Origin of the sequence: uncultured Rhodospira sp. (assembly GCF_937138205.1) — a bacterium.
In the GTDB taxonomy this organism is placed as follows: domain Bacteria; phylum Pseudomonadota; class Alphaproteobacteria; order Rhodospirillales; family Rhodospirillaceae; genus Rhodospira.
Genome location: NZ_CAKZOT010000075.1, coordinates 13,662 through 36,266, shown reverse-complemented (window position 1 = coordinate 36,266; position 22,605 = coordinate 13,662). Strand labels below are relative to the sequence as shown.

Here is a 22,605-nt window from a genome sequence, read left to right as displayed (position 1 = left end):
TTTTTGGGGGCGCCACGTCATGAAAGATCGCGCCGACGCCCGCACGCTCGACCTGCTGGACGACTGGACCGCGCCGGACGTGACCGTCCACTACGACGGGGACACGGCGCCGCGCGGCCCGGACCTGGACCAGCGGATCGCCCAGGCGGTGAGCCGGACGCTGAGCGACGACGGGCGGTCGCGCGAGGAGATCGCCGAGGCAATGGGGGCGGTGCTGGGGCACCGGATGCCCAAGAACACCCTGGACGGGTACGCCGCGCCGTCGCGCGGCGATCACGCGATCAGTCTGGCGCGGGCCATCGCCCTGATGGAGGTGACCGGCGACGTGCGGGTGGTGGCGCAGGAGCTGCGGCGGCTGGGCTATGCGGTGATCCCCGACCGGTACCTGGGGGCGGTCGAGGAGGCGATGACGGCCGAGCAGATCGAGCATCTGGAGGCCAAGCGGAAAATCGCGCGGCGCGCCTGGCGCGGAGGGCACCGGTGATGCCGGCCTTGCCCACCCCAGATCGCTGGTACACGGCCGCCGAACTGGCGGAGCTCGCCCTGCCCGACATGCCCGGCACGGAACGGGCGGTGCAGATCAAGGCCCGGCGGGAAGAATGGCCCTATCGTCCCCGTCAGGGGCGGGGCGGCGGGCGGGAGTACCCGGTCTCGGCGCTGCCCGAGACGACGCGGGCGGCGCTGGCGCGGCGCGAGCTGGCGGCCGAGGCGCCGCCGCCGGCGGTGGTGGCGGCCGAGCGCGGGCAGCGCGATCCGGCGGACATGCGCGACGGAACGCGGTCGTGCATGGATGCCCGCGCGGCGCTGTGCCAGGAGGTGGATCGGCTGTGCCTGGAATACGGCCTGTCGGAGCGGCAGGCGGCGCAGGCGCTGGTCGATCAGGCGCGGGCCGGGAAGCTGCCCGAGCATCTCATGCGCATGGTGCCCCGGGCCAATGCCCGGCGCGGCTCCTCGGGCTCGCGCGTGCTGTCGCTGCGGTCGGTCCAGCGGTGGCTGGCGGCGCGGGCGGCGGGCGATATCACCGCCCTGGCGCCGGCCGAGGAGTTGCCGCGAGAGGCGCCAGCGTGGGCCTATCCCTTGATGAAGTTGTATCTCCGGCCCCAGAAGCCGTCCATCGCGGCGTGCCTGGAATGGTGGCCGGAGACCGCGCCGGTGGCGGCGCCGTCCTATGACCAGGCGCGGCGGTTCATCGCCAGCCTGGGGGCGGTCGGCAAGAACAAGGGCCGGGTCGGCCCGCGCGACCTGAAGCGGTTCAGGGCGCTGGCAATCCGTAGCTTCGACCACCTGCTGCCCGGGGACGTGTACACGTCGGACGGCCACCGTCACGATCGCGAGGTGGCGCACCCGCTCGACCCGAGCCGGCCGAAGCGGCCGGAGATCATCAGCGTGCTGGATGTGGCGACGCGGGCCTGGGTGGGCTGGTCGGCCTGGACCGACGAGGCCGAGTGGCTGGTGGCGGCGGCGCTGCGGACAGCGGTGGTTGGCGCCGGGATCCCGGCCATTTGGTACGTCGATAATGGCTGTGGATTTCGAAATCGCGCCCATAACGACCCGGTGACGGGCCTGATGGCCCGGCTGGGTATCACCAGCCGGAACTCGATCCCGTACAACTCGCAGGCCCGGGGCGTGATCGAGCGGTTCCACCAGACCGGCCTGATCGCGCCGGCGCGGCAGTCGGCGGCCTATGTCGGGCACGATATGGACCGCGAGGCCAAGCAAATCGCGTTTAAAGCCTCGCGGAAGGACATCAAAACCTACGGTCACTCCCCCGTCATTCAGACCTGGGACGCCTTCCTGGCATGGGTCGAGGATTGCCGGGCGCGCTACAACAACCGGCCACACAGCAGCCTGCCCCGCGTCCGCGACCCGGAGACGGGCAAGATGCGGCATCGCACGCCGGCCGAACAGTGGGTCGCGCTGCTACCGTCGGCGGACGATCTGGGCGTGGTGCCGCCGCGCCTGAGCGAGGCCGAGGCGCGGGACCTGTTCCGGCCGCATGAGATCCGCACGGTGCGCCGGGCGTGGGTGCAGCTCGGCGCGCGGAAATACTTCTCGCAGACCCTGGATGACCTGGACATGCACGGCCAGGAAGTGCGCGTCGAGTACGACCCGCGCGACATGGGCCGGGTGTGGATCCGCGATCTGGATGGGCGCCTGATCTGCGAGGCGGCCGAGAACGGCAACACGCGCCCGTATTTCAACGATGACGATGTGCAGCAGGCCAGAGAGCGCCGCGCCACGGCGCAGGACGCGATGGCCCTGCGCGACGAGAGCGCCGCGCCGATCCTGCTGGCCGAACCGCCGGCGCCGGCGCCGCGCGAACTGACGGCCGACGAGCTGGCCGCGAAAGAGCGGCTGGCGGCCGAGATGGCCGCGCCGCCCAAGCGAGACGAGACCCCGAAAGAGCGCTGGTGGCGCGCCCACCAGACGCTGGAGGCACACGCCGCCGGCCGACCGGTGGACGCCGAGGCCCTGCGCTGGGCGCGGGGGTATTCGCAGACGCCGGAATACCGGAGCCACGAAGCGGCGCTGGAGGAATGGGGCGCGGACATCTTCCTGTCCGGCCTGGGTGGCGGACAGGCGTCCGCCTAAGCAAACGGCCCGCGCGGGGCGGCATCCCCGACACGGGCCATCAACAGCACACGAGGGAAGCATGACCGACAAACAGCCCACCGTCAACGCCACCACAGCGCCGCTCACCAATGTACTGCGGTTCGGCGCGCTGGTGGATGCGTGTGTCCAGCGGCCCCGGCACCTGCCGGGCCTGGGCGTGTTCTACGGCCACTCGGGCCTGGGCAAGACCTGGTCAGCCACCCACGCCGCCCACCGCACCCGCGCGCGGTACGTGGAATGCGGCGAGAGCTGGACGCGGGCGCGGTTCCTGTCCGTGCTGGCCGTCGAGGTGGGCGTGGACGGACGCGGCCGCGCGGCCGACGTGGTGGACCGGATCATCATGGCCTGCGAGGCGCAGGACCGGCCGGTCATCATCGACGAGGCCGACCACGTCGTGCGGCGCGGGTACATCGAGACCGTGCGCGAAATCGCGGATCGGGCGGGGGTGCCGATCATCCTGGTGGGCGAGGAGGCGTTGCCGCAGATGATCGCGGCGCGGTCGGAGCGCACCCACAACCGCGTGCTGCAATGGGCGGCGGCGGAGCCGGTGACGGCCGAGGACGTCGCGACGGTCGCCCGCCTGTACTACCCGGACCTAGTTATCGCGGCGGACCTGATCGAGCGGGTCACCACCGCGTCGGCCGGGCGCATCCGGCGGGCGGTGGTCAACCTGCACCAGGTGGCGACCGAGGCGCTGGCCCAGGGCTGGGACACGGTGGGCCTCGCCAGCTGGGGCGAGCGCGAGTTGTACACCGGTCAGGTGCCGTCCATGCGCGCCGGCGAGCGGGTGCCCGCCCGGGGAGGCCGCCCATGAGCCGGCACCCCTGTCATATCGAGGGCGCGCTGCGCGTGAAGGTCAAGCGCGGGCATCAGGGCATCTGGGAGGCGATCCGGGAGCGGCGCGGCGCGCCGTGGACCGTGCGCGACATCTGGATCGACACCGACATCCAGGCGCCCGACAGCGTGCGCGACTATGTCCGGCGTCTGGAGCTCGCCGGATACGTGGAGCGCGTGGGACACGTGGAGCGCGAGGGTGGCCGGACCAGCCGCGCGAGGGCGGCCCTGTGGTGCCTGGTCCGCGACGCGGGGCCGGAAGCGCCGCGCCTGCGCCGCGACGGCACGGAGAGCCCGCCCACGGGGCAGGAGGCTATGTGGCGCACCCTGCGGATGATCGGGCGCGATGGGGTCACGGCCGACGACATGGCGGTCATGGCGTCCACCGACACGCGTCCGGTCAGTCGTGGGGCGGCGCACTGCTATCTGGGCCATCTGTGCCGGGCCGGATATCTGCGCGTCGTCGAGGAGGGCCGGCCGGGGCACAAGCCCGGCACGGGCACGCTGACCCGCTACGCCCTGCGGGCCGGCATGAACACCGGGCCGGCGGCGCCGATGATCGCGCGGATCAGTCATGCCGTCTGGGACCCGAACCGCAATGAGTTCATGGGCGAGGCGTCGGTAGACGTCGCGGGGGGTGGCCATGGGTGATGGACGCGCGATCGCCCGCGCCAGCGCCGCCTGGGGCGACGACATGCCGGCGTCGGTCCGCGCCCTGGCCGAAGCCTGCGACCGATCCAGCCAGGGCCGCGTCGCCGCGACGATCCGGCGCCGCGACGGCCGGGGCCACTACAGCCCGACCGTCATCAACCAGGTGCTGGGCCGGGCCTACCCCGGCGACATGGACGCCGTGCTGGCCGCCGTCTCGGCCGCGCTGATCGCCGACGCCTGGGAGTGCCCCGGGGTGGGCGGGGAGATCAGCGCCGAGGCCTGCTGGGACTGGCAGGTCAAGGCCCGCGCCGATGCCGCCGCGACCAGCTCCCACCGCATGGCCATGCGCCGGGCGTGCAAGGACTGTCCCGTGTTTCAAAGCGAGGAGGATGAGTGATGCTGAGCCATGACCTGAAGAGCCTGCATGACGTGATCTGCGCCACCCTGTCCGGCGGCCGGCCGATGCCCACCATCGGCGTGTTGGCCGACTGGGCGCGCGCGATGTCCGACTGCATCGCCCAGGCCGAGGCGATGGAGACGGCCGGCGGGCCGCTGCCCGGCGCCGCCACGGCCGACTGGCCGGAGATCGCCGCCCACATCACGGTCAGCGGGACCGGCGCGGAGCCGCCGCCCGAGGTCATCGACCTGGACGTGGTGCCAGTCTTTTCGCTCGCCGACCTCGCGCCCGGCAGTGGGTGTGATGTGGTGCCGGTCGTGGACCTCTCGGAGGCCCTGAGCCGCGACGCGAAGATCCGCTGTATTCGTGCCCTCGACGACGCGCGGCGCCGCGCCGAGGCCCAAGACGCGGCCGAGGCCGAGTTCCAGGGGCACCTGGCCGTCGTGCGGACTCTTGGGCGCGCGGCGGACACGGGAGGTGACGCGGCATGATGAGCCCCAGCGTTGTCTCCTCCCCACCCCGGCGTCGGCCGGTGGCCTTTGGGGAGCGCGTCCAACTGCGCCTGGGTGTGCGGCCCAAGGACCGGCCGGTGTCGGCGGTCCTGCATACGGCGCGGCAGATCGGCCCCGGTCGGGAGGTCTGGGGCCTGCGGCTGGAGGCTGTCTCCGCGTCCGCCGAACAGACGGCCGGCGACATGCTGTTTGTCACCGTCGACATCGGCGACGACGGCGCGGTGACCCTGGTCGGTGGCGACAGCCGCGCTCGGGCGGTCGAGCTGGCGCACCACATCGCCGCCGGCGTGCCGGTGGTGGGGTCGGTGGGTGAGCAGTTGCAGGCCCTCAGCGCTGCGGTGATCGCCCTGAACGTCCAGGCGCCGGCCGGGGAAGGTGCGTCATGACGTCCCCCGCACCACTCCCGCCGCCGATCCGGCGGATCGTCCTCGCCACGTCCGACGTGTGGGGGGTGTCGGTCCTCGACCTGCTGTCGGATCGCCGGGCGGGCCGAATCGTGGCGGCGCGCCAGGCGGCGATGACGCTGGCCCGTGACCTGACCCTGGCCAGCTACCCGGCGATCGCGCGCGCCTTCCGGCGGTCCGACCACACCACCGTGATGCACGCGTGCCGACGCACGGCGCAGCGCGCCGCCGGCGACCCGGAGGTGGCCGCGCGGATGGAGGCCGTGCGGGCCATGGTGGCGCCGGCGCCGACCGAGGAGCCCGCGTCATGACCGCCGCCAGCCGACCCCGCCGCGCCCGGCCGGCGCACATCATCGTGGACGCGCGCCGTCCTGCCGCCGGCGTGCCGGTGCGCCTGTTGGTGGGCGGGACGCTGGTCCCGGTGCCGCCGAGGCGGCGCCCGAATGCCCTTCAGAGACTGTTCAAACGCCTGTTGAGGAGACGCTAATGCCCACCCTGGGAGACATTGAAGCCCTCGCCAAGACCTACAGCGAGGCCCACGGCAAGCTCGCGGACGAGGTCCGCGCGGTCGAGGAGGAGATGGCGCGGGTCAAGCGCCAGCACCTGGCCCGCATCCGCCGTCTGGTGGACGGCGCGTCCAACGCGCGGGATCGGCTGGCCGCCGCCGTGGGCGAGGCGTCGGACCTGTTCCAGTCGCCCCGGACTCTCACCCTGCACGGCATCAAGGTCGGTTTTGCGAAGGGCAAGGGAAAGCTGGAATACGCGGACGCCGCGAAGGTCTGCGATCTGATCCGCAAGCACTTCCCCGATCAGGTCGAGACCCTGGTCAAGACCAGCGAAACCCCGGTCAAGGGCGCCCTGAACCAGCTCTCGGTCGCCGAGCTGCGCCGCATCGGCGTCACGGTCGTGGAGGCCGGCGACGAGGTGGTCGTGCGCGTCACCGACAGCGAGATCGACAAGATGGTGGATGCCCTGCTGAAGGACGCCGCCGCTGTCGAGACGGCGGCGTAGGGAGGGGCGGGTCATGCCGATGATCGATGTGGCGGATCCGCGAGGCGGGGTCTCCGACGCCGCAATCACTGTGGTGGCACGCATGACATCTGCTGACCGGGTGCCGTGCTGGTGCGACCACGAGTCCCATACCCAGGATTGGCTGTACAGCCTCCTGCGCATCTCCCCCGGCGCGGCCGCCGCGCTGGTCGAGCGCGCCCGGCAGGTGGTGGACCTGGGGTACTCGGGGGAGGCGGCCGATCAGCTCGGCCCGCGCCCGTTGCTGGATCTGGCGCGCGGTCGGGTGGAGGGGGCGGCCATCGACCTGCGCCTTCAGGGACCCGGCTACCGCGACACGGCCCGGTGCGACATAATCCAGGCCGCCGCTCTGCTGATCGCGGCGCTGGACACGATGCACAGGCAGGATGCCCACCAGGCCGAGCCGGCCGGGGATGGTGCGGCATGAAGCCCCCCGCGAAACTGACGACCGCGCAGGAGGCGGCGTTCGCGGCCTTCTGGGCGGCGTATCCGCGTAAGGACGGCAAGGCCGCCGCGCGGGAGGTGTTCGCCCGGCTGATCGGCGCTGGCCCGGCCGGGGGTGTCGATCCCGCGTTCCTGGTCCGCGCCGCCCAGCGCCACGCGGACCAGTGCCGGGAGCGCCAACTGGAGCGGACCTACATCCCCCACGCCAAAACGTGGCTTCGGGATCGGAGGTTCGAGGACGAGGCGTTTCAGGATCCGCCCGAAGTGCCCGCCGGGCCGACCTTCGAGCCTCCCGAGGCCGAGGACCTGTGGTGGCCGCACTTCCGCGACGCCGGCATGGACCGGGGAGCCTATGACCGCTGGATCCGCCCGTGCCGGATCGAGACCGGGTCAGACGGCCAGGTCACGGAGATGTGGGCGCCGCACGCCTTCCATGCCCAGTGGCTGGAAACGCGCCTGGATCACCTGATCCGGCGCGCGCTCGGCCACATGCCCGAGATTGAGGTGATGCCGTGATCGCCATCTCCATCCGCCAGCCATGGGCGCATCACATCCTGCACGACGGCAAGGACGTCGAGAATCGGTCGTGGCCGACCAAAGTCCGGGGCCGCGTTCTAATCCACGCCGGCCTCACGACGGTTGAGGCCCCGGAAACGATCCGGCGTCTTGGTCTGCCCCTGGGCGGCATCGTCGGGTCGGTGGAGATCGTCGATTGTCTCGACCACTCCGACAGCCGGTGGTGGTGCGGCCCCTGGGGATGGGTGCTGCGCGATCCGCGCCCGCTGCCGTTCGTGGCCTGTCGCGGGAAGTTGGGCTTTTTCCGTCCGGACCTCCCGGCCGGCACGGTGCTGGACGGCTGACATGGACCCCCGCGCCGCCCTGCTGGACCTAGCGCTGTCCGTCGAGCCTCTGGTGCGACGGCAGGGCACGGCCGTGCAGCGCCGCGCGCGGGCGGCGTGGCGCCGGGCGCTGGCGGTGCTGGCGCCGGAGCGGGGGACCCCCGCGTCGCCCGACGGCCCGCCGGACGCCGAGGCGCTGGTGCGGGCGTACCTCGCCTGCGGCGGCACGCACGAGGCCCTGGTGGCGGCGATCAGCCGCCTGCGCGGGATCTCCATCGACGATCTAACCGACTGGTAGGAGGCCATCATGCCCAAACCGACCTATGCCAATGTCGCCGGCTCCGGTCCGGCCGGCCAGCGCTGCGCCACCTGCGACCACTGGGTGCCGTCTGTCGTCGATCCGCGCCCTGGCCAGCGCGTCGCCATGGTGTGCGAGAAGGTGGCGGAACAGACCTGCCTGCCGGCCACGCGCCTGGGCACGGCCGAGAGCCACACGCCCGCGTGCAAGTACTGGGCGCGGCGTCGCGCCGCCCCACCGGCGCAGCCGGCCCAGTCAGAGGGGCGGCCGTGATGAGCACCCAATCCTCCCTGTTCGAGCACCTGGCGGGCGTGACCCCGGCGCCCGAATACGCCTCACTGGAACAGCAGGCGCGCGCGGCCGAGTGCTACGAGACGCCGGCCTGGGCGGCGGCGCGCATCCTGGACGTGGAGATCCTGACCCCGTGCGTCTGGGACCCGTGCTGCGGCACGGGAGTCCTGAGCGAGGCGGCGACGGCGGCGGGATACGCGGTGCTGTCCACCGACCTGCATGACTGGGGCTACGATGGTCAATCCGGAGAGAAAAACTTTCTCCGCCTGACGGAGCCGCCGTCTGAGGAGCCCTTCAGCGTCTTCATGAACCCGCCGTTCAGGTTGGCCTGTGAGTTCGTGGACCATGCGGCCGCGCTGGGCGCGCGCAAGATCGTCTGCTTCCAGCGGTTCGCGTGGCGTGAGAGCCGTGAACGGCGAGAATGGTGGCTCCGTCGGCCGCCGGCGCGCATCTGGCTGTGCGGGGACCGGGCCACCTGCTGGCTGTTCAGCATCCCGCCCGAGGAGCGCGGCGGCAACGTACCGATCCCCCACGCCTGGTACGTGTGGGAGCGGGGGCACCGGGGCCTGGAGGCGATCCACACGCTTTGGCGTGACGGGTGGGTGACATGAGCGCGCGGTGGGACTGGGGTGAGGCGGACCTGGTCCGGGCGACAGAGCGCGCCCGCGCCGGGCACGGCCGCCAGCTCGCCCGGCTGATCAAGGCCACCTCCGAGGACGATCTCGCGCGGGCGCTGTCCAGCACCAACGGAGACTTCGAACTGGCGCTGTGGCACTGCCTGGGCCGACGCCAGGAACGCGCCTGGTGGCGTCAGGCACGACGGAGGGTTCCGTCATGACCTCTCGCCGCCGCATTCCCCGCTGTGGCCGACACCTGCCGCCGCATGACGCGCCGAGCCTGCTGGGCCTGATCAGCGAGGCCGCCGATCTGCACCAGGTGCTGGTGGCCGACGGCTATGCGCTGGATCCGCGCGTGCGGCCATACCGCCGCCAGGACGGGCGGGTGTCCATCCGCTTCGTCTGGCGTCGCCGCGATCCGAGCGGCGCCAATCTCAGCGTCACCGCCACCCATGTGCTGCGCGTCGAGGGGAGGGCCGAGCCATGAGCCACATCTCGGCCCCGCGCGTCCGCGCCCTGCTGGCCTGGGGGCACGATGCCGTCTCGATCGCGGTGCGCTGTGGCGTGTCCTATCAGGCGGCCGCGCGCGCCGTCACCGCGCTGTGCCCCCCGCCACCGCCGCCGCCACCGCCGGTGCCTGAGCCCGTGTCCGAGTCCGAGTCCGCCCCACCACCACCACCACCTCCGGCACCGGCACCGGCGCCGGCGCCGGTCCGTCGTGGTTTCCGGTTCGGCCGGCCGCTCCCGCCGACCCGCACGCCGGCGGCCGAGCGCGCCGAGGCCGTGGCGGCGTACTTGGCCAACGGCGGCCAGGTCACACACTGCCCGCCGGGGCCTGCCGCCGGCACGACGGGGCTGGAGGATCAGTTCGGCGTGGCCGCCCCGCCCCGGCCGGACGGGGGCTGGCGCGCCCAGGCCCAGACGCGGAGGGGGAGGCCATGAGCGACCGATCCGCACGGATGCGCGCGATCCACGCCGGCGCCCGCGAGCTGGGCCTGGACGACGAGGCCCGGCGCGATCTGATGCACCGCCTGACCGGGTGCCGCTCCGCCCGCGAGATGACGGACGCGCAGCTCGGCGCCGTGCTGGCCGAATATGACCGGCTGCGCGGCGGGCGGCGGAAACCCTACCGGCCCGCCGCCAATCCGCTGGCGCGCAAGGTCCACGCCCAATGGGGCGAGCTGTGCCGGCGCGGCGCCGTGCGTGCCAAATCCGCCGCCGATCGGCGCGCCGCGCTCCGCACCTGGTGCGGCCGCCAGCTCCAGCCGGGCGCCGACGTCCTCTTGGACCCGGACATTCTGTCCAACAACGACCTGCGCCTGCTGGTGGAGTCCCTGAAACAGTGGATCGCCCGCCTGGACGGGGAGACGGCGGCCGGGGACGGGGGCGCCGAATGACCCTGCCGCAGTCATATCTGGACCTGGCCGAGGAGATCGGCGAGGCGGCGGCCGTCCGCCTCGTCCAGGTGCGCGGCGGGCTGGACCTGTATGTGCCGGTCCGCGCGGACCCCGAGCACCCGCTGGTCCAGGCCATGGGCGAGCACGCGACGGCGCTGATCGAGCGGCGCGGCGGTGAGCGGATTTGCGTGCCCTCTTGCCGGACCCTCCACCATCGGGCCATGATCAGGCGCATGTATGACAGCGGCGAGCCGCTGGGCGCCATCGCCCAGGCCGTCGGCCTGACACAGCGCCACGTGCGCCGCCTGCTGGCCGACATGGGCCGGGCCGATCCGCGCCAGCTCGACCTGTTTTCCCCTCCCGATACGGACTGACCGGACATGCGTCCGGGCGCGCCGTGCGCGCGCGCCTGCGATGCTCTCCCCACGCTCCACGCCGTGAGGGAGGCCCCGCCGTGTCCGCGCATATCGAGCCCCATGACCATTTCCCCGAGGCGCTGCACTACATCATGCGCCACGAGGGTGGCTACGTTGATCACGCCGCTGATCCCGGCGGCGCCACCAAGTACGGGATGAGCCTGCGCACCCTGCGCGCCCAGGGTGACCTGGACGGCGACGGCCTGCTGGACTGGGATGTCGACCGGGACGGCGACGTGGACGCCGCCGACGTCCGCGCCCTGACGCCTGACGACGCCGCGCGGTACTACCGCGAGCGGTGGTGGGACCGGTACCGCCTGAACCTGATCCACCAAAGCGCCCCCGCGATCAAGTTGATCGACATGGGCATCAACATGGGCATGTCGCGCGCCGTGCGGATCGCGCAGGAGGCCGCCGCCGACTGCGGCCGTCCCGTGACCGTGGACGGCGTGCTCGGCCCGGCCACCGCCGCCGCGCTTGACGCCTGTGCCACCGCCTGCCTGCGCGCGGCGATGTGCCGCCGGCAGTATGCGTTCTATCGCGACCTGATCGAGCGCCGCCCCAGCCTCGCCGTGTTCCGGCGCGGCTGGCGCACGCGCGCCCGGTTCTGGCCGGAGGAGGACTGATATGACCCAGACGGATGTGGAGGACCGCCTCAATGAGGTGGTGGCCAAGGCCCGGGCGACCGGCCTGAGCGCGGACGAGATCCTGTCTGCCCTCGAGATCGTCACCATGGCGCTGCGCGATGAGGAGGAGGGTTGATGCCGACGAAACCCACCCCCGGCCCCAGCGGGCCGGAAATGTCCAAGGCCCAGCGCGCCGCCGCCGCGCCCCAGTTGGGGCTGGGCGCCGCCGCCGCGCTGGTGGCCGTGGGGCTGCTGGATCAGCTCGCCGGTCTGACGCTGGAGGCCGAGACGGCCGCCGCGCTGTGTGTCCTGTGCGAGGGCTGCTGGCAGCAGCTCCGCCGTGTGATGGAGGGATGAGTATGACCCTGCGAACCCTGAACCGCCTGCTGTGGGGCGTCCGCGTCGCCCTGGTGGGTGTCGTGGTCGCCGCAAGCCTGTGGTTGTCCGGCTGTGGCAATTCGGTCGCCGATCGCTGGCTCGGCGCGGTGGAGACGACGCAGCAGCGCGTCTACCGGGCCGCCGGCGCCTACGGCGTGATCGGCGGGTTGGCGTGCGAGTACGTCCAGACGCCGACGGCGCTCTCCGGCGCCTCGGCCCGCCTCGCCCAGGCGGGCGACGCGGCCTATGAGGCCCTGGTCGAGGCCCGGGCCTACGGGGCTTTCGGTGACCCGGCTGCCGGCCTGGCCGCGCTGTCCGGCCTGATGACCGGGCTGGCCACACAGGTGCTGGAGGTGACCGTAGACGCCTCTGAGGTCGCGGGCGGTGGCGCGGCCGGCATGGCGGCCTACGCGGTCGACCGCGCGCTGCAGGTGGCCGTCGGCTATGCCCACCTGCGCGCCGCGCTGGCGGGCCTGAAGGGTGACCTGGCGCTGATGGTGGCCGAGGGCCGCGACCCGACCAGCCCGGAGTGGGACGACGTGATGGCGGCGGCCGAGGCCGCGCGGGACTGTCTGGTGGGGGCCGCCGGTGGCTGACGTCGTGGACATCGTGACCGATCGCGTCGAGGCCGAGCGGGGCGCGATCCTGGCTCGTCGACGCACCATGCCCCCCGCGCCCACCACCGCCACGCCGACGACACGGTGCGTGAGCTGCGGCCAGCCGATCCCGGCGGCTCGGCGGGCCGCCCGGCCCGGCGCGACCCGCTGTGCGGCCTGCCAGGCGGCGGCCGAGGTGCGGGCCACCCGCAAGCGACGGACGGGGGTGTGATGGACGTGTGGGACGTCATTGAATGGTCGGGCAAGGTGGCGCCATTGGCGGCCCTGGTGCTGAGCCTGTTGATCACCGGCGTGTTGTGGCGTTTGGGCCGGGTGTTCGCGTCGCAAACTGATGTGCACACCCTGCGCCGCGACGTGCTGGCTTGGCAGGCCGATCACAAGCAGGCCCACGCCGACATCGCCGGCCGCCTGGATCGGGGTGAGGCCCGGTTTGCCAATGTGGAGAGCCACCTGGCATACCTGCCCACGGCCCGGGACCTCCAGGACGTGCGCGAGACCATGTCCGCCCTGCGAGCCGAGATGGCCGCCGTGCGGGAGACACACGTCTGGATCCGGGAACAGGTGCAGCTGTTGGTCCGGCATGAGCTGAACGAGGGGTCCGACCGATGACGTCGTTCCGTGACCAGTGGATCGCACACGTGCGGCTGGCCATGCTGATCGTGCTGGCGAAGGCGTCTCCCGATGCCCTGCGGCGCGCTCACGTCCTGTGGGCACTGGCGGAAATGCCCGGGCGGGGGGCCAATGTCAGTCTCCTGGCCGAGGTGCTGAACCTGCCCCGGGCCACGGTCGTCGACGATCTGGCCTGGCTGTCCGATCAGGGACTCGTGCGGCGCACCCGCGAACGCGGCGTGCTGGGCGCCATGCTGCTGACCCCGGGTGTGGAGGTGGCCCAGGGCTTGGAGACCGTGGACGGCGTCGCGCCGCCGGCGGGGAGTGCCGAGGACATCCAGGCCGCGCTCGCGGCCGTGGCGCTCCAGGTCACCGTATCGGACGTGACCGACCAACTCACGTGGCTGCATGAACGGGACCTCGTGGATGCGCGCCACACCATCACGGCGCGCGGCCGGCTGGTGGCACAGGGGCGCGAGACGGTGCCGGGCATTCACGCGCCGTCGCCCGAGACCGTCATGCGCCTGGCCGGCGCGGGTGCCCGCGCCATCCTGGGGGGCTGACATGGCCCACGATCCGGAGACGCGCCAGGCCGCCCGGTCCGCCTATGTGTTCCAGCGCATGAGCCTGGAGGGCGCGGCCGATCACCTGGACATCGGCGTCGCCACGGTGCGGCGCTGGCGCACACAGGCGGCGGCGTCGGGCGACGATTGGGATCGGGCGCGCGCCGCCGCCAGCCTGTCGTCCGAAGGCGCCGGCACGATCGCCCAGCTCGTCCTCTCCGACTTCCTGACCCTGTACCAGGCCACCGTCGCGGACCTGCGCGACAACCCGGAGATCCCGGCCATGGACCGGGCCGAGGCGCTGTCGCGTCTGTCGGATGCCTTCACCAAGACGATGAACGCGGTGGCCAAGGCGAGCCCCGATCTGGCGCGCTACGCCGTCGCGACGGAGCTGCTGCGCGATCTGGCCGGCTTCACCCGCGAGCACTACCCCGAGCACGTCGAGGCCATGTTGGAGCTGCTGGAGCCGTTCGCCACCCACGTCGCCAAGAAGTACGGGTGACGCATGGCCCGGCGCCCGGTCAACCGCTATGGCAGCGCGGACTTCCTGGACGAGATCCGGGACTTCACACAGACCCTGCGCGACGAGATCGCCCAGGCGTCGGAGCTGGGGGACTTCGACCGCCGGCCGGCCGCGACCAAGACCCGCCGCGCCAAAACGACCGCCGATTTCGGCGCCTTCTGCCGGACGTATTTCCCGCATCGGGGCCGGGCCGAACCCTCCGCCTTCCACCGCTGGATCTTCCGCCGCGCCGGCGAGATCGCCGACGGCCCCGGCGGCGCGCGGGAAGTCGTGGCCGCACCGAGGGGCAACGCCAAGAGCACCTATTGGACCGAATTGTTTCCGTTGTGGTGCCTGCTGACCCGCCGGCGCCGGTACGTGCTGATCCTGTCGGACGCGATCGAGGTTGCCGCGATGATGCTGGAAGGCATCAAGACGGAACTGGAGGTCAACCCGCGCCTGGCGCACGACTTCCCGCAGGCGGTCGGCCAGGGGCCGACGTGGCAGGTGGGCGTGATCGTCACCGCCGGCGGCGCCAAGGTGCAGGCCGGGGGTGCGGGCAAGCGCATCCGAGGCGCCCGGCACGGCAGCCAAAGACCCGATTTAGCGGTGCTAGACGACATCGAGAACGACGAGAACGTCCGCAGCCCCGAGCAACGCGACAAGCGCGAGACATGGGTGGATCGGGCGGTGGAACCGATCGGCCCGCCCGACGGATCCATGGACCTGATCTACGTCGGCACCGTGCTGCACGTGGACGGCGTGCTGAGCCGGAAGCTGGCGAACCCGATGTGGCGGGCGACGCATTTCCGGGCGGTGATCCGCTGGCCCGACCGCATGGACCTGTGGGACCAGTGGGAGGGTGTTCTCCACAACGAGGGCCAGGACGCGGCGGCCGAGTTCCTGGACACACACCGGGCGGACATGATGGCCGGCGCCGAGGTGCTGTGGCCGGAGGTGCAGCCGTTCGACCGGCTGATGACGATCCGCGCCCGCATCGGCCGGGCGGCGTTTTCCAGCGAGTATCAGAACGATCCGACCGCCGAGGATGCCACGTTTGACCAGGTCCAATACTGGACCGACCGGGCCGCCATCGGGCGGACGTGGCTGTACTACGGCGCCTGCGATCCATCGTTGGGTAAGAACAACCGGTCCCGCGATCCCTCCGCGCTGCTGGTGGGCGCGAAGGACGAAAGGTCCGGCCGCTTGTGGGTGGTCGAGGCCCAGATCCGCAGACGGGTGCCGGACAAGATCATCACCGACGTAATCGCCCTTCAACGGGCCTACAAATGCGTCCGCTGGGCGGTCGAGGCCGTGCAGTTCCAGGAGTTCTTGCGCCAGGTCCTGATCGAGCGATCGGTCAAGGAAGGTTGCCCGGTACCGGCCGTCGCCGTCACCCCGCACACGGACAAGGCCCTGCGGATCGAGGCGCTCCAGCCCTACGTCACCGGTGGGCTGATCCTGCTGCATCCCAGCCAGACGACGCTGATCGAACAGTTGACCCACTTTCCGAACGCCGATCACGACGACGGGCCGGACGCGCTGGAGATGCTGTGGTCGATGGCCATGGGCGGCGCCGGTGAATACGCCTACACCCCCGCCTTTGGGCGCGCGGGATCGGCCCATCACCACCACGAAGACGATGATCCGGACGACGATGCCCCGGGCATCGGTTTCGGCGCCGGTGCCTGGTAAGGGAGCCCGAAATGGCCCGTCTGCTCGATCAGTTCGGCAACCCCGTCGACACGTCCCGCCTCCGGAAAGAGGAGGCGGTGCCGACCACCACCGGCGTGCGCCAGGTGGTCACCGGGCATCCGGCGGATGGCCTGACGCCGGGGCGCCTGGCCCGCCTGTTGCGCGAAGCCGAGGACGGCGACGCCACGGCCTACTTGGAGCTAGCGGAGCAGATGGAGGAGAAGGACCTCCATTACCGCTCCGTCCTGGCCACGCGGAAGAACCAGATCGCCGGGCTGGACATCTCGGTCGAGGCGGCCAGCGACCAGGCCGACGACGTGAAGGCGGCCGACCTGGTCCGTGAGGTCCTGTGGCGTGACACGCTCCAGGAGGAGCTGTTCGACGTCCTTGACGCCGTCGGCAAGGGGTTTTCCGCCACCGAAATCGTCTGGGACACCACGGGTGGCCCGTGGATGCCGGCGCGCCTGGAATGGCGCGATCCTCGCTGGTTCCAGTTCGACCGCGCAGACGGGCGGACCCTGATGCTGCGCGGCGCCGGCGGCGTCCTTGAGCCCCTGAAACCCTACGGTTACATCCAGCACACGCACAAATCCAAGTCGGGTCTGCCGATCCGGGGCGGCCTGGCCCGGCCGGTGGCCTGGATGTACCTGTTCAAGAACTTCGATATCCGGTCGTGGATCCAGTTCGCGGAGACCTACGGCAAGCCCATCCGCATCGGCAAGTATGGCCCCGGGGCCTCGGCGGCCGACAAGGCCGTGCTTTTGCGCGCCGTCCGCGACCTGATGGGCGATCTCGCCGCCATCATCCCCGAAAGCATGATGGTGGAACTGATCGAGGCCAAGGTCACCGGCAATATCGAACTGTTCGAGCGTCTGGCCACCTGGATCGACCGCCAGGTCAGCAAGGCCGTCCTGGGGCAGACCGGCACCACCGACGTCGGCCAGCACGTGGGCACCGCCCAGGCCCACGAACAGGTGCGCGAGGACATCGAGAAGGCGGACGCCGGCCAGTTGGCCAGCACCCTGACCCGCGACCTGGTGCGGCCCATCGTCGATCTGAACATGGGACCGCGCCGGCGCTACCCGCGCATCCGCATCGCGCGGCCCGACCAGGAGGATCTGGCCGAGTTGCGGTCGGTGATCGTCGACCTGGTGCCGCTCGGCCTGAAGGTCGAGCGCGCGTGGGTCGCCGACAAGTGGGGTATCCCGGACCCCGACGAGAACGCCGAGCTGCTGACCGCGCCCGCATCGAGCCCGGCACCCGAGCCTCCGGCGGATCAGCCCCCCAAAGACGAGACCACCAGCGCGCAGGCGCAGAACTCGGCCGACGACGCCGACCCCCTGGCAGACGCGACGCTGGCTGAGGTCGAGGACACCTGGGAAGAGGTGCTCGACCCCATCATCGCCCGCATCCGCGAGGCAGCCGCCGCCGCGCCGGACGCGGAGGCCTTCCTGGCGTCCCTGCCCGACCTGGCGCGGGACCTGCCCACCGATGCCCTGACCGACAGCCTGGCGCGCGTGCTGTTCGCCGCCCGTCTGGAGGGCGAGAGCGAGCCCGGGGCCAGCCCGGGAGGCGACAATGCCTGAGGTTTCGCCGTTCGGTGTCCAGCCCGAGGAGGCCCTGGCCGCCCTGGCGACCCGGGGGCGGCGGCTGGATCCCTCCTTCGCCTGGCAGGACGTGTGGCAGGACGAACATGGCAAGGCGTTCACGGTCGCCAAGTCCACGGGCTTCGATATTCTCGGCGACATCCACGCCAGCCTGACCGAGGCCCTCCAAAACGGCGAGACCTTCGAGAGCTGGCGCCAGCGCCTGACGCCGATCCTTCGGGCCAAGGGCTGGTGGGGTCGCGAGGACGTGACCGACCCGGCCACAGGGAAGGTGGTGACCGCCCAACTCGGCTCGCCACGCCGCCTGCGCACGATCTACGACGTCAACATGCGGGTCAGCCGGGCCGCCGGCCATTGGGCGCAGATCGAGCGGGCGGCGGAACGGGAGCGGTCGCGCGGCCGCACCCTGTACCTGCGATACGTGGCCGTGCGGGACGAGCGCACCCGCCGATCCCACCGGCATTGGCACGGCACCGTGCTCCCGCACGATCACACCTGGTGGGATACGCACACGCCCCCGAATGGCTGGCGGTGCCGCTGTTCGCCCCTGGCGCTGACCGAGCGGGACCTGCGCCGGTACGGCTACACCCCCGACGAAGGGCCGCCGTCGGAGCCGGAGCCCGACCGCCTGTACCGCAATCCCCGCACGGGCGAGGTGACGCGGGTGCCGCCGGGCATCGACCCGGGTTGGGCACACAACCCCGGCCGCACCCAGCACACGGCCACGCAGGCCGTCGCGCGCCTGGCGTCGCTACCGCCAGATCTGGCGGCGGTGGCGCCGCTGGTCAATCCGCGCCTGACGCCGGCACTCGTGCGGGAGTTCGGGCAGTGGGTCGGGGACATCGAGCGGCAAATTTTGGACGGCCAGCCGCGACCGAAAGGGGTGGCGCGCGCCGTCGGGCTGCTGCCCCCGGGCGTGGTGGCCAGCTTGCCGGTCGTCGTCGGGGAGGGCGTGTCCTCGGCCACAATCATGGTGGCTGATCGTCAGATCATTCACATGTTGCGCGACGCCAAGGCCGATGCGGTCACGGCCGAAGGTTTGCCCAAGGCGTGGCCTGTCGAGGAGGTCATGCGCCTCCCCGAGATCCTGGCTGCACCGGAGGCGATCTATTGGGACCGCCAGACCAAGTCGCTCATATACACGGTTCCGGCGGCCGATGGCCGCGCCGAAAAGCTCGTGGTCCGGGTGAACTACGTGCTGCGGCATCGCGACGAGGCGGGCAGACGGGTCGAAACCGAGACCAACACGGTCATCTCGACCGGGTATGAACGGGCTGTGGCGTTGGCCACCAGCCGGCGCTTCACGCGCCTTCGGTAGAAAGACCTGCCGCCGGTGGCGCGGAAAATCCACTTAACCAGAGGCCGCGAGAGCGGCGTCCGAACCGGCCCGTCTACCCGGCATCAGCGGCAGGCTCTTACTATATAGCACATCCCCACCCGGATTGCACCGGCCCCGTAGGGCGCCGCAGGACGCGCGAGAGCGTCAGGGGTACCCAAGGGACCCGGCGGCCAGAGATCCCATTTAAAACCGCATTTAATCGGGGTGAAAACACCATCTGGCGGGCGCGGGGTCGCGCGCCCGCCAGATGGCGTGTGCGCGCGCCGGATTGACCCCGGGCGATGAAGGGGTGATGCTGCCCGGGTCTCCCCTCTCGCGCGCCTGCTAGGGCGCCCGGACATCCGTCCGGGCGCGGCCCGTCGTCATGCGTGGCACAACGCCTCTCATGGACACGACGCCCACGCATACCCCGGCCCTCCTGGCCGCCCATGCCGCCGCACTGCCGTCGCCCGCCGACGGTGGTGGCGCGCCTGACTGGGTGCAGCTTCTGCCCTACGGCACGTTCAGTGGCCGCGATGGGCGCGGCCCGTACGTGCTGCGCAACGCCGACCATGCGCGTGACGTCATCGCCGCAACAACAGCGCACCAGAAGGGCGCGGACATTCCCGGCGATTACGAGCACCAGCTCCTGCGCGCCGCGCGGCATGGCGGTCAGGCCCCGGCCTCGGGCTGGATCCGTGACCTGGAGGCCCGCGCCGACGGCCTTTACGGCCGCGTCGAATGGACCGCCGCCGCCGGCCAGGGCATCGCGGCGCGCGAGTACCGCTACATCAGCCCCGTGTTCCGCCACACCGCCGACGGCACGGTGACGCGCCTGGTCGCGTTCGCCCTGACGGCCCTGCCCAACCTGGAGCTGGCGGCCGTCGCCAGCGCCGATCTGTTTTCCGATCCCGACCACGAGGAGTCCGCCATGGACCTGGAAGCGTTCCTGAAGCGCCTGCGGGAGGCTTGCGGCCTGCCGGAGGCGACCACTGCCGACCAGGTGGTCGCGCACGCGCAGAGCCTGACGACGAGTGCCAGGGCCACCGCCGAGGCGGCCGGCGCCCTGGCGCCGAAGGTCAAGCTGGCCGCCGACGCCACGCCGGCCGACGTGCTGGCCGCCGCCGGCCAGAAGATCGACCAGGGGGCCGATCCCGACCCGGCGAAATACGTGCCGATGGCCGCGTTCCAGGAGCTGCAAACCCAGGTGGCCGCCATGTCCCAGGACATGGCGAAGGACAAGGCCGCCGAGGCGGTGGCCAAAGCGAAGGTGGACGGCAAATTGCCGCCGGCGCTGGAGGAGTGGGCCAAGGGATACGCCGGCCGCGACCTGGACGGCTTTTGGGCCTGGGCCAGCCAGGCGCCCGTGCTGGTCGCCACCGGCCAGACCTGCGGCCAGGGCGCGACCGCCATCGCGCCAACGCCGCGCAAGGATGCGCACGGCCTGGACGACGGGCAACTCGCCGTCTGCTCGCAGCTCGGGCTCGCCCCGAAGGCCTACGCCCAGACCCTGGGCCTGGGCGGTGACGACAAGGAGACCGCCTGATGGCCGCGCTGACCGCTGATCGCAACACGCCGGCACGTGACCTGAAGGTCACCACCCATCCGGTGGCCGCCGACGCGACGATCTTCGCCGGGGCGATCGTCGCCCTGGATACCGCCACCGGGCACGCCGTGCCCGCCGCTACGGCGACCGGCTTGCGGGGCCTTGGCTGCGCCAGGGCCCCCGCCGACAACGCCGGCGGCGATGCCGGCGACGTGAGCGTGGAGGTTTGGCGCGGCTGCTTCCGCTGGGCGAACGACGGCTCGATCGACCGCACGCACATCGGAGCGGCGGCCTACGCCGAGGACGACCAGACGGTGGCCGCCACGGACGGGTCCGGCACCCGTTCCGCCATCGGCACCATCGCCGACATCGACGATGCCGGCGTCTGGGTGACCATCTGAGAGGGCTGACGGATGCTGATCAACCGCACGAACCTGTCCGACACTTTCGTCGGCTTCAAGACGATCTTCAACGACGCCTTCAACACGGCCGAGAGCGAGTACCAGCGCGTGGCCATGGACGTCCCCAGTGCGACGTCCGAGGAAGACTACAAGTGGATGGGCAAGACCACGCGGTTCCGGAAGTGGCTCGGCGACCGCGTGATCCAGAACCTTTCCGCCCACTCGTACGTCATCAAGAACGAGCCGTTCGAGAACACGGTGGGCGTCGACCGGGACGACATCGAAGACGACAAGCTGGGCGTCTACAAGCCGATGATCCAGCAGCTCGGCTACGATGCGAAGACCCACCCGGACGAACTGATCTTTCCGCTGCTGAGCAACGGCTTCGGCACCCTGTGCTACGACGGCCAGAACTTTTTCGACACGGATCATCCCGTGCTGGAGGCCGATGGGAGCACGGTCAGCGTCTCCAACATGCAAACCGGCTCGCAGACGCCGTGGTTCCTGCTGGACACGTCCAAGCCCATCCGCCCGTTCCTGTTCCAGAAGCGCCGCGATTACGACTTCGTGGCCATGGACACGCCGGATGACGAGGCGGTGTTCTCGCGCAAGGAGTTTCGCTACGGCGTCGACTGCCGCGTGGCCGCCGGTTACGGCCTGTGGCAGATGGCGTTCGGCTCCAAGCTCGAACTGAACGAGACCAATCTGGCCGCCGCGCTGGCCGCCATGCGGTCGATCAAGGGCGACCAGGGCAAGCCGCTGAACATCAAGCCCACGCTGCTGGTCGTGCCTCCGAGCCTCGAATACACGGCGCGGAAACTGCTCCAGGCCGAACAGATCGGCGGCACCACCAACGTGCTTCGCAACGCGGCCGAACTGTTGTCCACGGCCTGGCTGGCCTGAGGGAGACCGGACGCATGAGCGAGACCACACCCGCCCTGACCATCACCGCCCGGCCCGAAAAGGGCTTCCGCCGCGCCGGCGTGCACCACCCCGCGCGCGCGGTCACCCATCCGCCGGGCACGTTCACGGCCGAGCAAGTCGAGGCCCTAAAGGCCGAGCCGCACCTGGTCGTCGTCGAGACTGCCCCGGCACCCATGCCGCCGCCGCCGAAGGAAAAGCCGCCGGCCAAGTGATCCCCCGCGAAACCCGGGTGTCGATCCCGGCCGGCGAGGCGTCGGCCGGGGGAACCCGGGGAGTAGGCTCGCCGGCGGGCGGACGCCGGCGCACCCCCCGCCGGGGCGTGACGCTCCGGCGGGGATCCCCAGACAGGAGATAGGAGACAGACAGATGCACACCCCGATCCCGAATGTGTACGTGAGCTGGTATCGCGCGGCAGGCCCGATCGAGACGTTCTCTGCCCACCGTGTCGTCGGTCCCGGCGGCCCCGCCGGCGAGCCGCCGGTGGCCGATGCGCTGACGGTCCACGACGTGCGGGTGCGCCGCATGACGGACGGCGTCGTCTACATCATGTCGGAGACCGGCGAAACGCTCCGCAAGATCGACCTCGATGCCGCCGCCAGCGCACGCACCGCCTGACCCCGACCCCCGGGCGGCGATCGCGCCGCCCGGGCTCCCCTGACCGGAGCCCATCATGCCCTACGCCACCGCATCCGAGATGATCGCGCAGATCGGCGCGCACGAGGCCGAGGACCTCGCGCCGGCCGACGGGGGCGGCGTGGATACGGCGGCGCTCGACGCGGCCCTGGCCGATGCCGGCGAGGAAATCGACGGTTACCTGGGCGGGCGCTACGTCCTGCCCACCGGTGTGGCGCGGGTGCACTGCATTGCCATCGCCCGCTATCGCCTGTCGGCCGGGGCGCCGCCGGACGGCCGTGTGGGAAAGGACTTCGACCGGGCCATCGCCTACCTGCGCGACGTCGCCCAGGGCAAGACGGCATTGCGGCCGATCGACACCGGCGGTGAGGCGGGCGGCGGCGGGCCGGTCGCGGTCGGCCCGGGGCGCGTGTTCACCGACGACACCCTGCGGGACTACTGACC

The 22,605-nt window shown here is 71.6% G+C and carries 38 protein-coding genes; all 38 read left to right on the top strand.

All coding sequences use genetic code 11. The annotated features are described in order from the left end of the window. Positions 1-19: 19 nt before the first annotated feature. On the top strand, positions 20-484 hold the full coding sequence (locus Q0309_RS10290) for a DNA transposition protein (protein ID WP_299440247.1): 465 nt from the start codon (positions 20-22) through the stop codon (positions 482-484). Beyond that, a complete protein-coding gene (locus Q0309_RS10285) occupies positions 484-2,592 on the top strand; it encodes a Mu transposase C-terminal domain-containing protein (protein ID WP_299440245.1) in 2,109 nt (702 codons plus the stop codon). The genes Q0309_RS10290 and Q0309_RS10285 overlap by 1 nt, the downstream gene beginning before the upstream one ends. Before the next feature lie 61 nt (positions 2,593-2,653). Next, positions 2,654-3,427, top strand: coding sequence for an ATP-binding protein (locus Q0309_RS10280; protein WP_299440243.1), 774 nt, complete (start codon positions 2,654-2,656; stop codon positions 3,425-3,427). Next, positions 3,424-4,098, top strand: a complete 675-nt coding sequence (locus tag Q0309_RS10275; protein WP_299440241.1) for a hypothetical protein — start codon at positions 3,424-3,426, stop codon at positions 4,096-4,098. Before Q0309_RS10280 ends, Q0309_RS10275 begins: the two co-directional genes overlap by 4 nt. Continuing rightward, a complete protein-coding gene (locus Q0309_RS10270) occupies positions 4,091-4,495 on the top strand; it encodes a hypothetical protein (RefSeq protein ID WP_299440239.1) in 405 nt (134 codons plus the stop codon). Before Q0309_RS10275 ends, Q0309_RS10270 begins: the two co-directional genes overlap by 8 nt. Next, complete coding sequence (locus Q0309_RS10265) at positions 4,495-4,986, top strand: hypothetical protein (RefSeq protein WP_299440237.1); 492 nt, start codon at positions 4,495-4,497, stop codon at positions 4,984-4,986. Before Q0309_RS10270 ends, Q0309_RS10265 begins: the two co-directional genes overlap by 1 nt. After that, positions 4,983-5,393 carry a hypothetical protein gene (locus tag Q0309_RS10260; protein WP_299440235.1) on the top strand — a complete coding sequence of 137 codons (411 nt, stop codon included), beginning with the start codon at positions 4,983-4,985 and terminating at the stop codon, positions 5,391-5,393. Before Q0309_RS10265 ends, Q0309_RS10260 begins: the two co-directional genes overlap by 4 nt. Then, positions 5,390-5,722: a helix-turn-helix domain-containing protein gene (locus tag Q0309_RS10255; RefSeq protein WP_299440233.1), complete on the top strand. Its 333-nt coding sequence runs from the start codon at positions 5,390-5,392 to the stop codon at positions 5,720-5,722. The genes Q0309_RS10260 and Q0309_RS10255 overlap by 4 nt, the downstream gene beginning before the upstream one ends. After that, positions 5,719-5,898: a hypothetical protein gene (locus Q0309_RS10250; RefSeq protein ID WP_299440231.1), complete on the top strand. Its 180-nt coding sequence runs from the start codon at positions 5,719-5,721 to the stop codon at positions 5,896-5,898. Before Q0309_RS10255 ends, Q0309_RS10250 begins: the two co-directional genes overlap by 4 nt. Further along, the gene (locus tag Q0309_RS10245; RefSeq protein ID WP_299440229.1) at positions 5,898-6,422 is read left to right on the top strand and encodes a host-nuclease inhibitor Gam family protein; all 525 of its coding nucleotides are present in this window, start codon (positions 5,898-5,900) and stop codon (positions 6,420-6,422) included. Before Q0309_RS10250 ends, Q0309_RS10245 begins: the two co-directional genes overlap by 1 nt. 82 nt (positions 6,423-6,504) lie before the next feature. Beyond that, entirely contained in the window at positions 6,505-6,867 is a 363-nt protein-coding gene (locus Q0309_RS10240) for a hypothetical protein (protein ID WP_299440227.1), read from the top strand. Further along, on the top strand, positions 6,864-7,400 hold the full coding sequence (locus Q0309_RS10235; RefSeq protein WP_299440225.1) for a hypothetical protein: 537 nt from the start codon (positions 6,864-6,866) through the stop codon (positions 7,398-7,400). Before Q0309_RS10240 ends, Q0309_RS10235 begins: the two co-directional genes overlap by 4 nt. Next, on the top strand, positions 7,397-7,744 hold the full coding sequence (locus Q0309_RS10230) for an ASCH domain-containing protein (RefSeq protein ID WP_299440223.1): 348 nt from the start codon (positions 7,397-7,399) through the stop codon (positions 7,742-7,744). Before Q0309_RS10235 ends, Q0309_RS10230 begins: the two co-directional genes overlap by 4 nt. Before the next feature lies 1 nt (position 7,745). Then, on the top strand, positions 7,746-8,021 hold the full coding sequence (locus tag Q0309_RS10225) for a hypothetical protein (RefSeq protein ID WP_299440221.1): 276 nt from the start codon (positions 7,746-7,748) through the stop codon (positions 8,019-8,021). A 9-nt stretch (positions 8,022-8,030) separates the two neighbouring features. Then, entirely contained in the window at positions 8,031-8,294 is a 264-nt protein-coding gene (locus Q0309_RS10220) for a hypothetical protein (RefSeq protein ID WP_299440219.1), read from the top strand. Then, complete coding sequence (locus Q0309_RS10215; RefSeq protein ID WP_299440217.1) at positions 8,294-8,923, top strand: hypothetical protein; 630 nt, start codon at positions 8,294-8,296, stop codon at positions 8,921-8,923. The genes Q0309_RS10220 and Q0309_RS10215 overlap by 1 nt, the downstream gene beginning before the upstream one ends. Then, on the top strand, positions 8,920-9,150 hold the full coding sequence (locus Q0309_RS10210) for a hypothetical protein (protein ID WP_299440215.1): 231 nt from the start codon (positions 8,920-8,922) through the stop codon (positions 9,148-9,150). Before Q0309_RS10215 ends, Q0309_RS10210 begins: the two co-directional genes overlap by 4 nt. Continuing rightward, complete coding sequence (locus tag Q0309_RS10205) at positions 9,147-9,416, top strand: hypothetical protein (protein ID WP_299440213.1); 270 nt, start codon at positions 9,147-9,149, stop codon at positions 9,414-9,416. The genes Q0309_RS10210 and Q0309_RS10205 overlap by 4 nt, the downstream gene beginning before the upstream one ends. Further along, a complete protein-coding gene (locus Q0309_RS10200; protein ID WP_299440211.1) occupies positions 9,413-9,871 on the top strand; it encodes a hypothetical protein in 459 nt (152 codons plus the stop codon). The genes Q0309_RS10205 and Q0309_RS10200 overlap by 4 nt, the downstream gene beginning before the upstream one ends. Beyond that, positions 9,868-10,326 (top strand): regulatory protein GemA, encoded by a 459-nt coding sequence (locus Q0309_RS10195; RefSeq protein WP_299440209.1) that lies wholly within the window; start codon positions 9,868-9,870, stop codon positions 10,324-10,326. The genes Q0309_RS10200 and Q0309_RS10195 overlap by 4 nt, the downstream gene beginning before the upstream one ends. Beyond that, positions 10,323-10,700, top strand: coding sequence for a hypothetical protein (locus tag Q0309_RS10190; RefSeq protein ID WP_299440207.1), 378 nt, complete (start codon positions 10,323-10,325; stop codon positions 10,698-10,700). Before Q0309_RS10195 ends, Q0309_RS10190 begins: the two co-directional genes overlap by 4 nt. An 80-nt stretch (positions 10,701-10,780) precedes the next feature. After that, the gene (locus tag Q0309_RS10185; RefSeq protein WP_299440205.1) at positions 10,781-11,368 is read left to right on the top strand and encodes a glycosyl hydrolase 108 family protein; all 588 of its coding nucleotides are present in this window, start codon (positions 10,781-10,783) and stop codon (positions 11,366-11,368) included. A gap of 1 nt (position 11,369) precedes the next feature. Beyond that, positions 11,370-11,504 carry a hypothetical protein gene (locus tag Q0309_RS10180; protein ID WP_299440203.1) on the top strand — a complete coding sequence of 45 codons (135 nt, stop codon included), beginning with the start codon at positions 11,370-11,372 and terminating at the stop codon, positions 11,502-11,504. Then, positions 11,504-11,725, top strand: coding sequence for a hypothetical protein (locus Q0309_RS10175; RefSeq protein WP_299440201.1), 222 nt, complete (start codon positions 11,504-11,506; stop codon positions 11,723-11,725). The genes Q0309_RS10180 and Q0309_RS10175 overlap by 1 nt, the downstream gene beginning before the upstream one ends. Before the next feature lie 2 nt (positions 11,726-11,727). Next, the gene (locus Q0309_RS10170) at positions 11,728-12,342 is read left to right on the top strand and encodes a hypothetical protein (protein WP_299440199.1); all 615 of its coding nucleotides are present in this window, start codon (positions 11,728-11,730) and stop codon (positions 12,340-12,342) included. Then, positions 12,335-12,574, top strand: a complete 240-nt coding sequence (locus Q0309_RS10165) for a TraR/DksA C4-type zinc finger protein (protein WP_299440197.1) — start codon at positions 12,335-12,337, stop codon at positions 12,572-12,574. Before Q0309_RS10170 ends, Q0309_RS10165 begins: the two co-directional genes overlap by 8 nt. Then, complete coding sequence (locus Q0309_RS10160) at positions 12,574-12,972, top strand: DUF2730 family protein (protein ID WP_299440195.1); 399 nt, start codon at positions 12,574-12,576, stop codon at positions 12,970-12,972. Before Q0309_RS10165 ends, Q0309_RS10160 begins: the two co-directional genes overlap by 1 nt. After that, on the top strand, positions 12,969-13,535 hold the full coding sequence (locus Q0309_RS10155) for a hypothetical protein (RefSeq protein ID WP_299440193.1): 567 nt from the start codon (positions 12,969-12,971) through the stop codon (positions 13,533-13,535). Before Q0309_RS10160 ends, Q0309_RS10155 begins: the two co-directional genes overlap by 4 nt. Position 13,536: 1 nt before the next feature. Next, a complete protein-coding gene (locus Q0309_RS10150) occupies positions 13,537-14,037 on the top strand; it encodes a DUF1804 family protein (protein WP_299440191.1) in 501 nt (166 codons plus the stop codon). 3 nt (positions 14,038-14,040) lie between these two features. Next, on the top strand, positions 14,041-15,732 hold the full coding sequence (gene terL, locus Q0309_RS10145; RefSeq protein ID WP_299440189.1) for a phage terminase large subunit: 1,692 nt from the start codon (positions 14,041-14,043) through the stop codon (positions 15,730-15,732). Between the two features lie 11 nt (positions 15,733-15,743). Next, a complete protein-coding gene (locus Q0309_RS10140; protein ID WP_299440187.1) occupies positions 15,744-17,318 on the top strand; it encodes a DUF935 domain-containing protein in 1,575 nt (524 codons plus the stop codon). Further along, on the top strand, positions 17,311-18,657 hold the full coding sequence (locus Q0309_RS10135) for a phage minor head protein (protein ID WP_299440185.1): 1,347 nt from the start codon (positions 17,311-17,313) through the stop codon (positions 18,655-18,657). The genes Q0309_RS10140 and Q0309_RS10135 overlap by 8 nt, the downstream gene beginning before the upstream one ends. A gap of 406 nt (positions 18,658-19,063) precedes the next feature. Next, complete coding sequence (locus Q0309_RS10130; protein ID WP_299440183.1) at positions 19,064-20,203, top strand: phage protease; 1,140 nt, start codon at positions 19,064-19,066, stop codon at positions 20,201-20,203. Beyond that, the gene (locus tag Q0309_RS10125) at positions 20,203-20,604 is read left to right on the top strand and encodes a hypothetical protein (RefSeq protein WP_299440181.1); all 402 of its coding nucleotides are present in this window, start codon (positions 20,203-20,205) and stop codon (positions 20,602-20,604) included. Before Q0309_RS10130 ends, Q0309_RS10125 begins: the two co-directional genes overlap by 1 nt. A gap of 12 nt (positions 20,605-20,616) precedes the next feature. After that, positions 20,617-21,507 carry a Mu-like prophage major head subunit gpT family protein gene (locus Q0309_RS10120; RefSeq protein ID WP_299440179.1) on the top strand — a complete coding sequence of 297 codons (891 nt, stop codon included), beginning with the start codon at positions 20,617-20,619 and terminating at the stop codon, positions 21,505-21,507. 14 nt (positions 21,508-21,521) lie between these two features. Beyond that, positions 21,522-21,740: an HI1506-related protein gene (locus Q0309_RS10115; protein ID WP_299440177.1), complete on the top strand. Its 219-nt coding sequence runs from the start codon at positions 21,522-21,524 to the stop codon at positions 21,738-21,740. 154 nt (positions 21,741-21,894) lie between these two features. Beyond that, the gene (locus Q0309_RS10110) at positions 21,895-22,143 is read left to right on the top strand and encodes a hypothetical protein (RefSeq protein WP_299440175.1); all 249 of its coding nucleotides are present in this window, start codon (positions 21,895-21,897) and stop codon (positions 22,141-22,143) included. A 55-nt stretch (positions 22,144-22,198) separates the two neighbouring features. Beyond that, the gene (locus Q0309_RS10105; protein ID WP_299440173.1) at positions 22,199-22,603 is read left to right on the top strand and encodes a phage protein Gp36 family protein; all 405 of its coding nucleotides are present in this window, start codon (positions 22,199-22,201) and stop codon (positions 22,601-22,603) included. The last annotated feature ends 2 nt before the right edge of the window (positions 22,604-22,605 follow it).

Bases quoted from the DNA above. Each gene is read 5' to 3' on its own strand.
- Q0309_RS10210 (WP_299440215.1), top strand. From the start codon at position 8,920: ATGAGCGCGCGGTGGGACTGGGGTGAGGCGGACCTGGTCCGGGCGACA.
- terL (WP_299440189.1), top strand. From the start codon at position 14,041: ATGGCCCGGCGCCCGGTCAACCGCTATGGCAGCGCGGACTTCCTGGAC.
- Q0309_RS10190 (WP_299440207.1), top strand. From the start codon at position 10,323: ATGACCCTGCCGCAGTCATATCTGGACCTGGCCGAGGAGATCGGCGAG.
- Q0309_RS10110 (WP_299440175.1), top strand. From the start codon at position 21,895: ATGCACACCCCGATCCCGAATGTGTACGTGAGCTGGTATCGCGCGGCA.
- Q0309_RS10270 (WP_299440239.1), top strand. From the start codon at position 4,091: ATGGGTGATGGACGCGCGATCGCCCGCGCCAGCGCCGCCTGGGGCGAC.
- Q0309_RS10215 (WP_299440217.1), top strand. From the start codon at position 8,294: ATGAGCACCCAATCCTCCCTGTTCGAGCACCTGGCGGGCGTGACCCCG.
- Q0309_RS10205 (WP_299440213.1), top strand. From the start codon at position 9,147: ATGACCTCTCGCCGCCGCATTCCCCGCTGTGGCCGACACCTGCCGCCG.
- Q0309_RS10290 (WP_299440247.1), top strand. From the start codon at position 20: ATGAAAGATCGCGCCGACGCCCGCACGCTCGACCTGCTGGACGACTGG.
- Q0309_RS10275 (WP_299440241.1), top strand. From the start codon at position 3,424: ATGAGCCGGCACCCCTGTCATATCGAGGGCGCGCTGCGCGTGAAGGTC.
- Q0309_RS10120 (WP_299440179.1), top strand. From the start codon at position 20,617: ATGCTGATCAACCGCACGAACCTGTCCGACACTTTCGTCGGCTTCAAG.
- Q0309_RS10265 (WP_299440237.1), top strand. From the start codon at position 4,495: ATGCTGAGCCATGACCTGAAGAGCCTGCATGACGTGATCTGCGCCACC.
- Q0309_RS10105 (WP_299440173.1), top strand. From the start codon at position 22,199: ATGCCCTACGCCACCGCATCCGAGATGATCGCGCAGATCGGCGCGCAC.
- Q0309_RS10260 (WP_299440235.1), top strand. From the start codon at position 4,983: ATGATGAGCCCCAGCGTTGTCTCCTCCCCACCCCGGCGTCGGCCGGTG.
- Q0309_RS10285 (WP_299440245.1), top strand. From the start codon at position 484: ATGCCGGCCTTGCCCACCCCAGATCGCTGGTACACGGCCGCCGAACTG.
- Q0309_RS10125 (WP_299440181.1), top strand. From the start codon at position 20,203: ATGGCCGCGCTGACCGCTGATCGCAACACGCCGGCACGTGACCTGAAG.
- Q0309_RS10155 (WP_299440193.1), top strand. From the start codon at position 12,969: ATGACGTCGTTCCGTGACCAGTGGATCGCACACGTGCGGCTGGCCATG.
- Q0309_RS10195 (WP_299440209.1), top strand. From the start codon at position 9,868: ATGAGCGACCGATCCGCACGGATGCGCGCGATCCACGCCGGCGCCCGC.
- Q0309_RS10225 (WP_299440221.1), top strand. From the start codon at position 7,746: ATGGACCCCCGCGCCGCCCTGCTGGACCTAGCGCTGTCCGTCGAGCCT.
- Q0309_RS10280 (WP_299440243.1), top strand. From the start codon at position 2,654: ATGACCGACAAACAGCCCACCGTCAACGCCACCACAGCGCCGCTCACC.
- Q0309_RS10160 (WP_299440195.1), top strand. From the start codon at position 12,574: ATGGACGTGTGGGACGTCATTGAATGGTCGGGCAAGGTGGCGCCATTG.
- Q0309_RS10115 (WP_299440177.1), top strand. From the start codon at position 21,522: ATGAGCGAGACCACACCCGCCCTGACCATCACCGCCCGGCCCGAAAAG.
- Q0309_RS10135 (WP_299440185.1), top strand. From the start codon at position 17,311: ATGCCTGAGGTTTCGCCGTTCGGTGTCCAGCCCGAGGAGGCCCTGGCC.
- Q0309_RS10150 (WP_299440191.1), top strand. From the start codon at position 13,537: ATGGCCCACGATCCGGAGACGCGCCAGGCCGCCCGGTCCGCCTATGTG.
- Q0309_RS10240 (WP_299440227.1), top strand. From the start codon at position 6,505: ATGACATCTGCTGACCGGGTGCCGTGCTGGTGCGACCACGAGTCCCAT.
- Q0309_RS10180 (WP_299440203.1), top strand. From the start codon at position 11,370: ATGACCCAGACGGATGTGGAGGACCGCCTCAATGAGGTGGTGGCCAAG.
- Q0309_RS10250 (WP_299440231.1), top strand. From the start codon at position 5,719: ATGACCGCCGCCAGCCGACCCCGCCGCGCCCGGCCGGCGCACATCATC.
- Q0309_RS10220 (WP_299440219.1), top strand. From the start codon at position 8,031: ATGCCCAAACCGACCTATGCCAATGTCGCCGGCTCCGGTCCGGCCGGC.
- Q0309_RS10255 (WP_299440233.1), top strand. From the start codon at position 5,390: ATGACGTCCCCCGCACCACTCCCGCCGCCGATCCGGCGGATCGTCCTC.
- Q0309_RS10200 (WP_299440211.1), top strand. From the start codon at position 9,413: ATGAGCCACATCTCGGCCCCGCGCGTCCGCGCCCTGCTGGCCTGGGGG.
- Q0309_RS10130 (WP_299440183.1), top strand. From the start codon at position 19,064: ATGGACACGACGCCCACGCATACCCCGGCCCTCCTGGCCGCCCATGCC.
- Q0309_RS10245 (WP_299440229.1), top strand. From the start codon at position 5,898: ATGCCCACCCTGGGAGACATTGAAGCCCTCGCCAAGACCTACAGCGAG.
- Q0309_RS10175 (WP_299440201.1), top strand. From the start codon at position 11,504: ATGCCGACGAAACCCACCCCCGGCCCCAGCGGGCCGGAAATGTCCAAG.
- Q0309_RS10235 (WP_299440225.1), top strand. From the start codon at position 6,864: ATGAAGCCCCCCGCGAAACTGACGACCGCGCAGGAGGCGGCGTTCGCG.
- Q0309_RS10170 (WP_299440199.1), top strand. From the start codon at position 11,728: ATGACCCTGCGAACCCTGAACCGCCTGCTGTGGGGCGTCCGCGTCGCC.
- Q0309_RS10140 (WP_299440187.1), top strand. From the start codon at position 15,744: ATGGCCCGTCTGCTCGATCAGTTCGGCAACCCCGTCGACACGTCCCGC.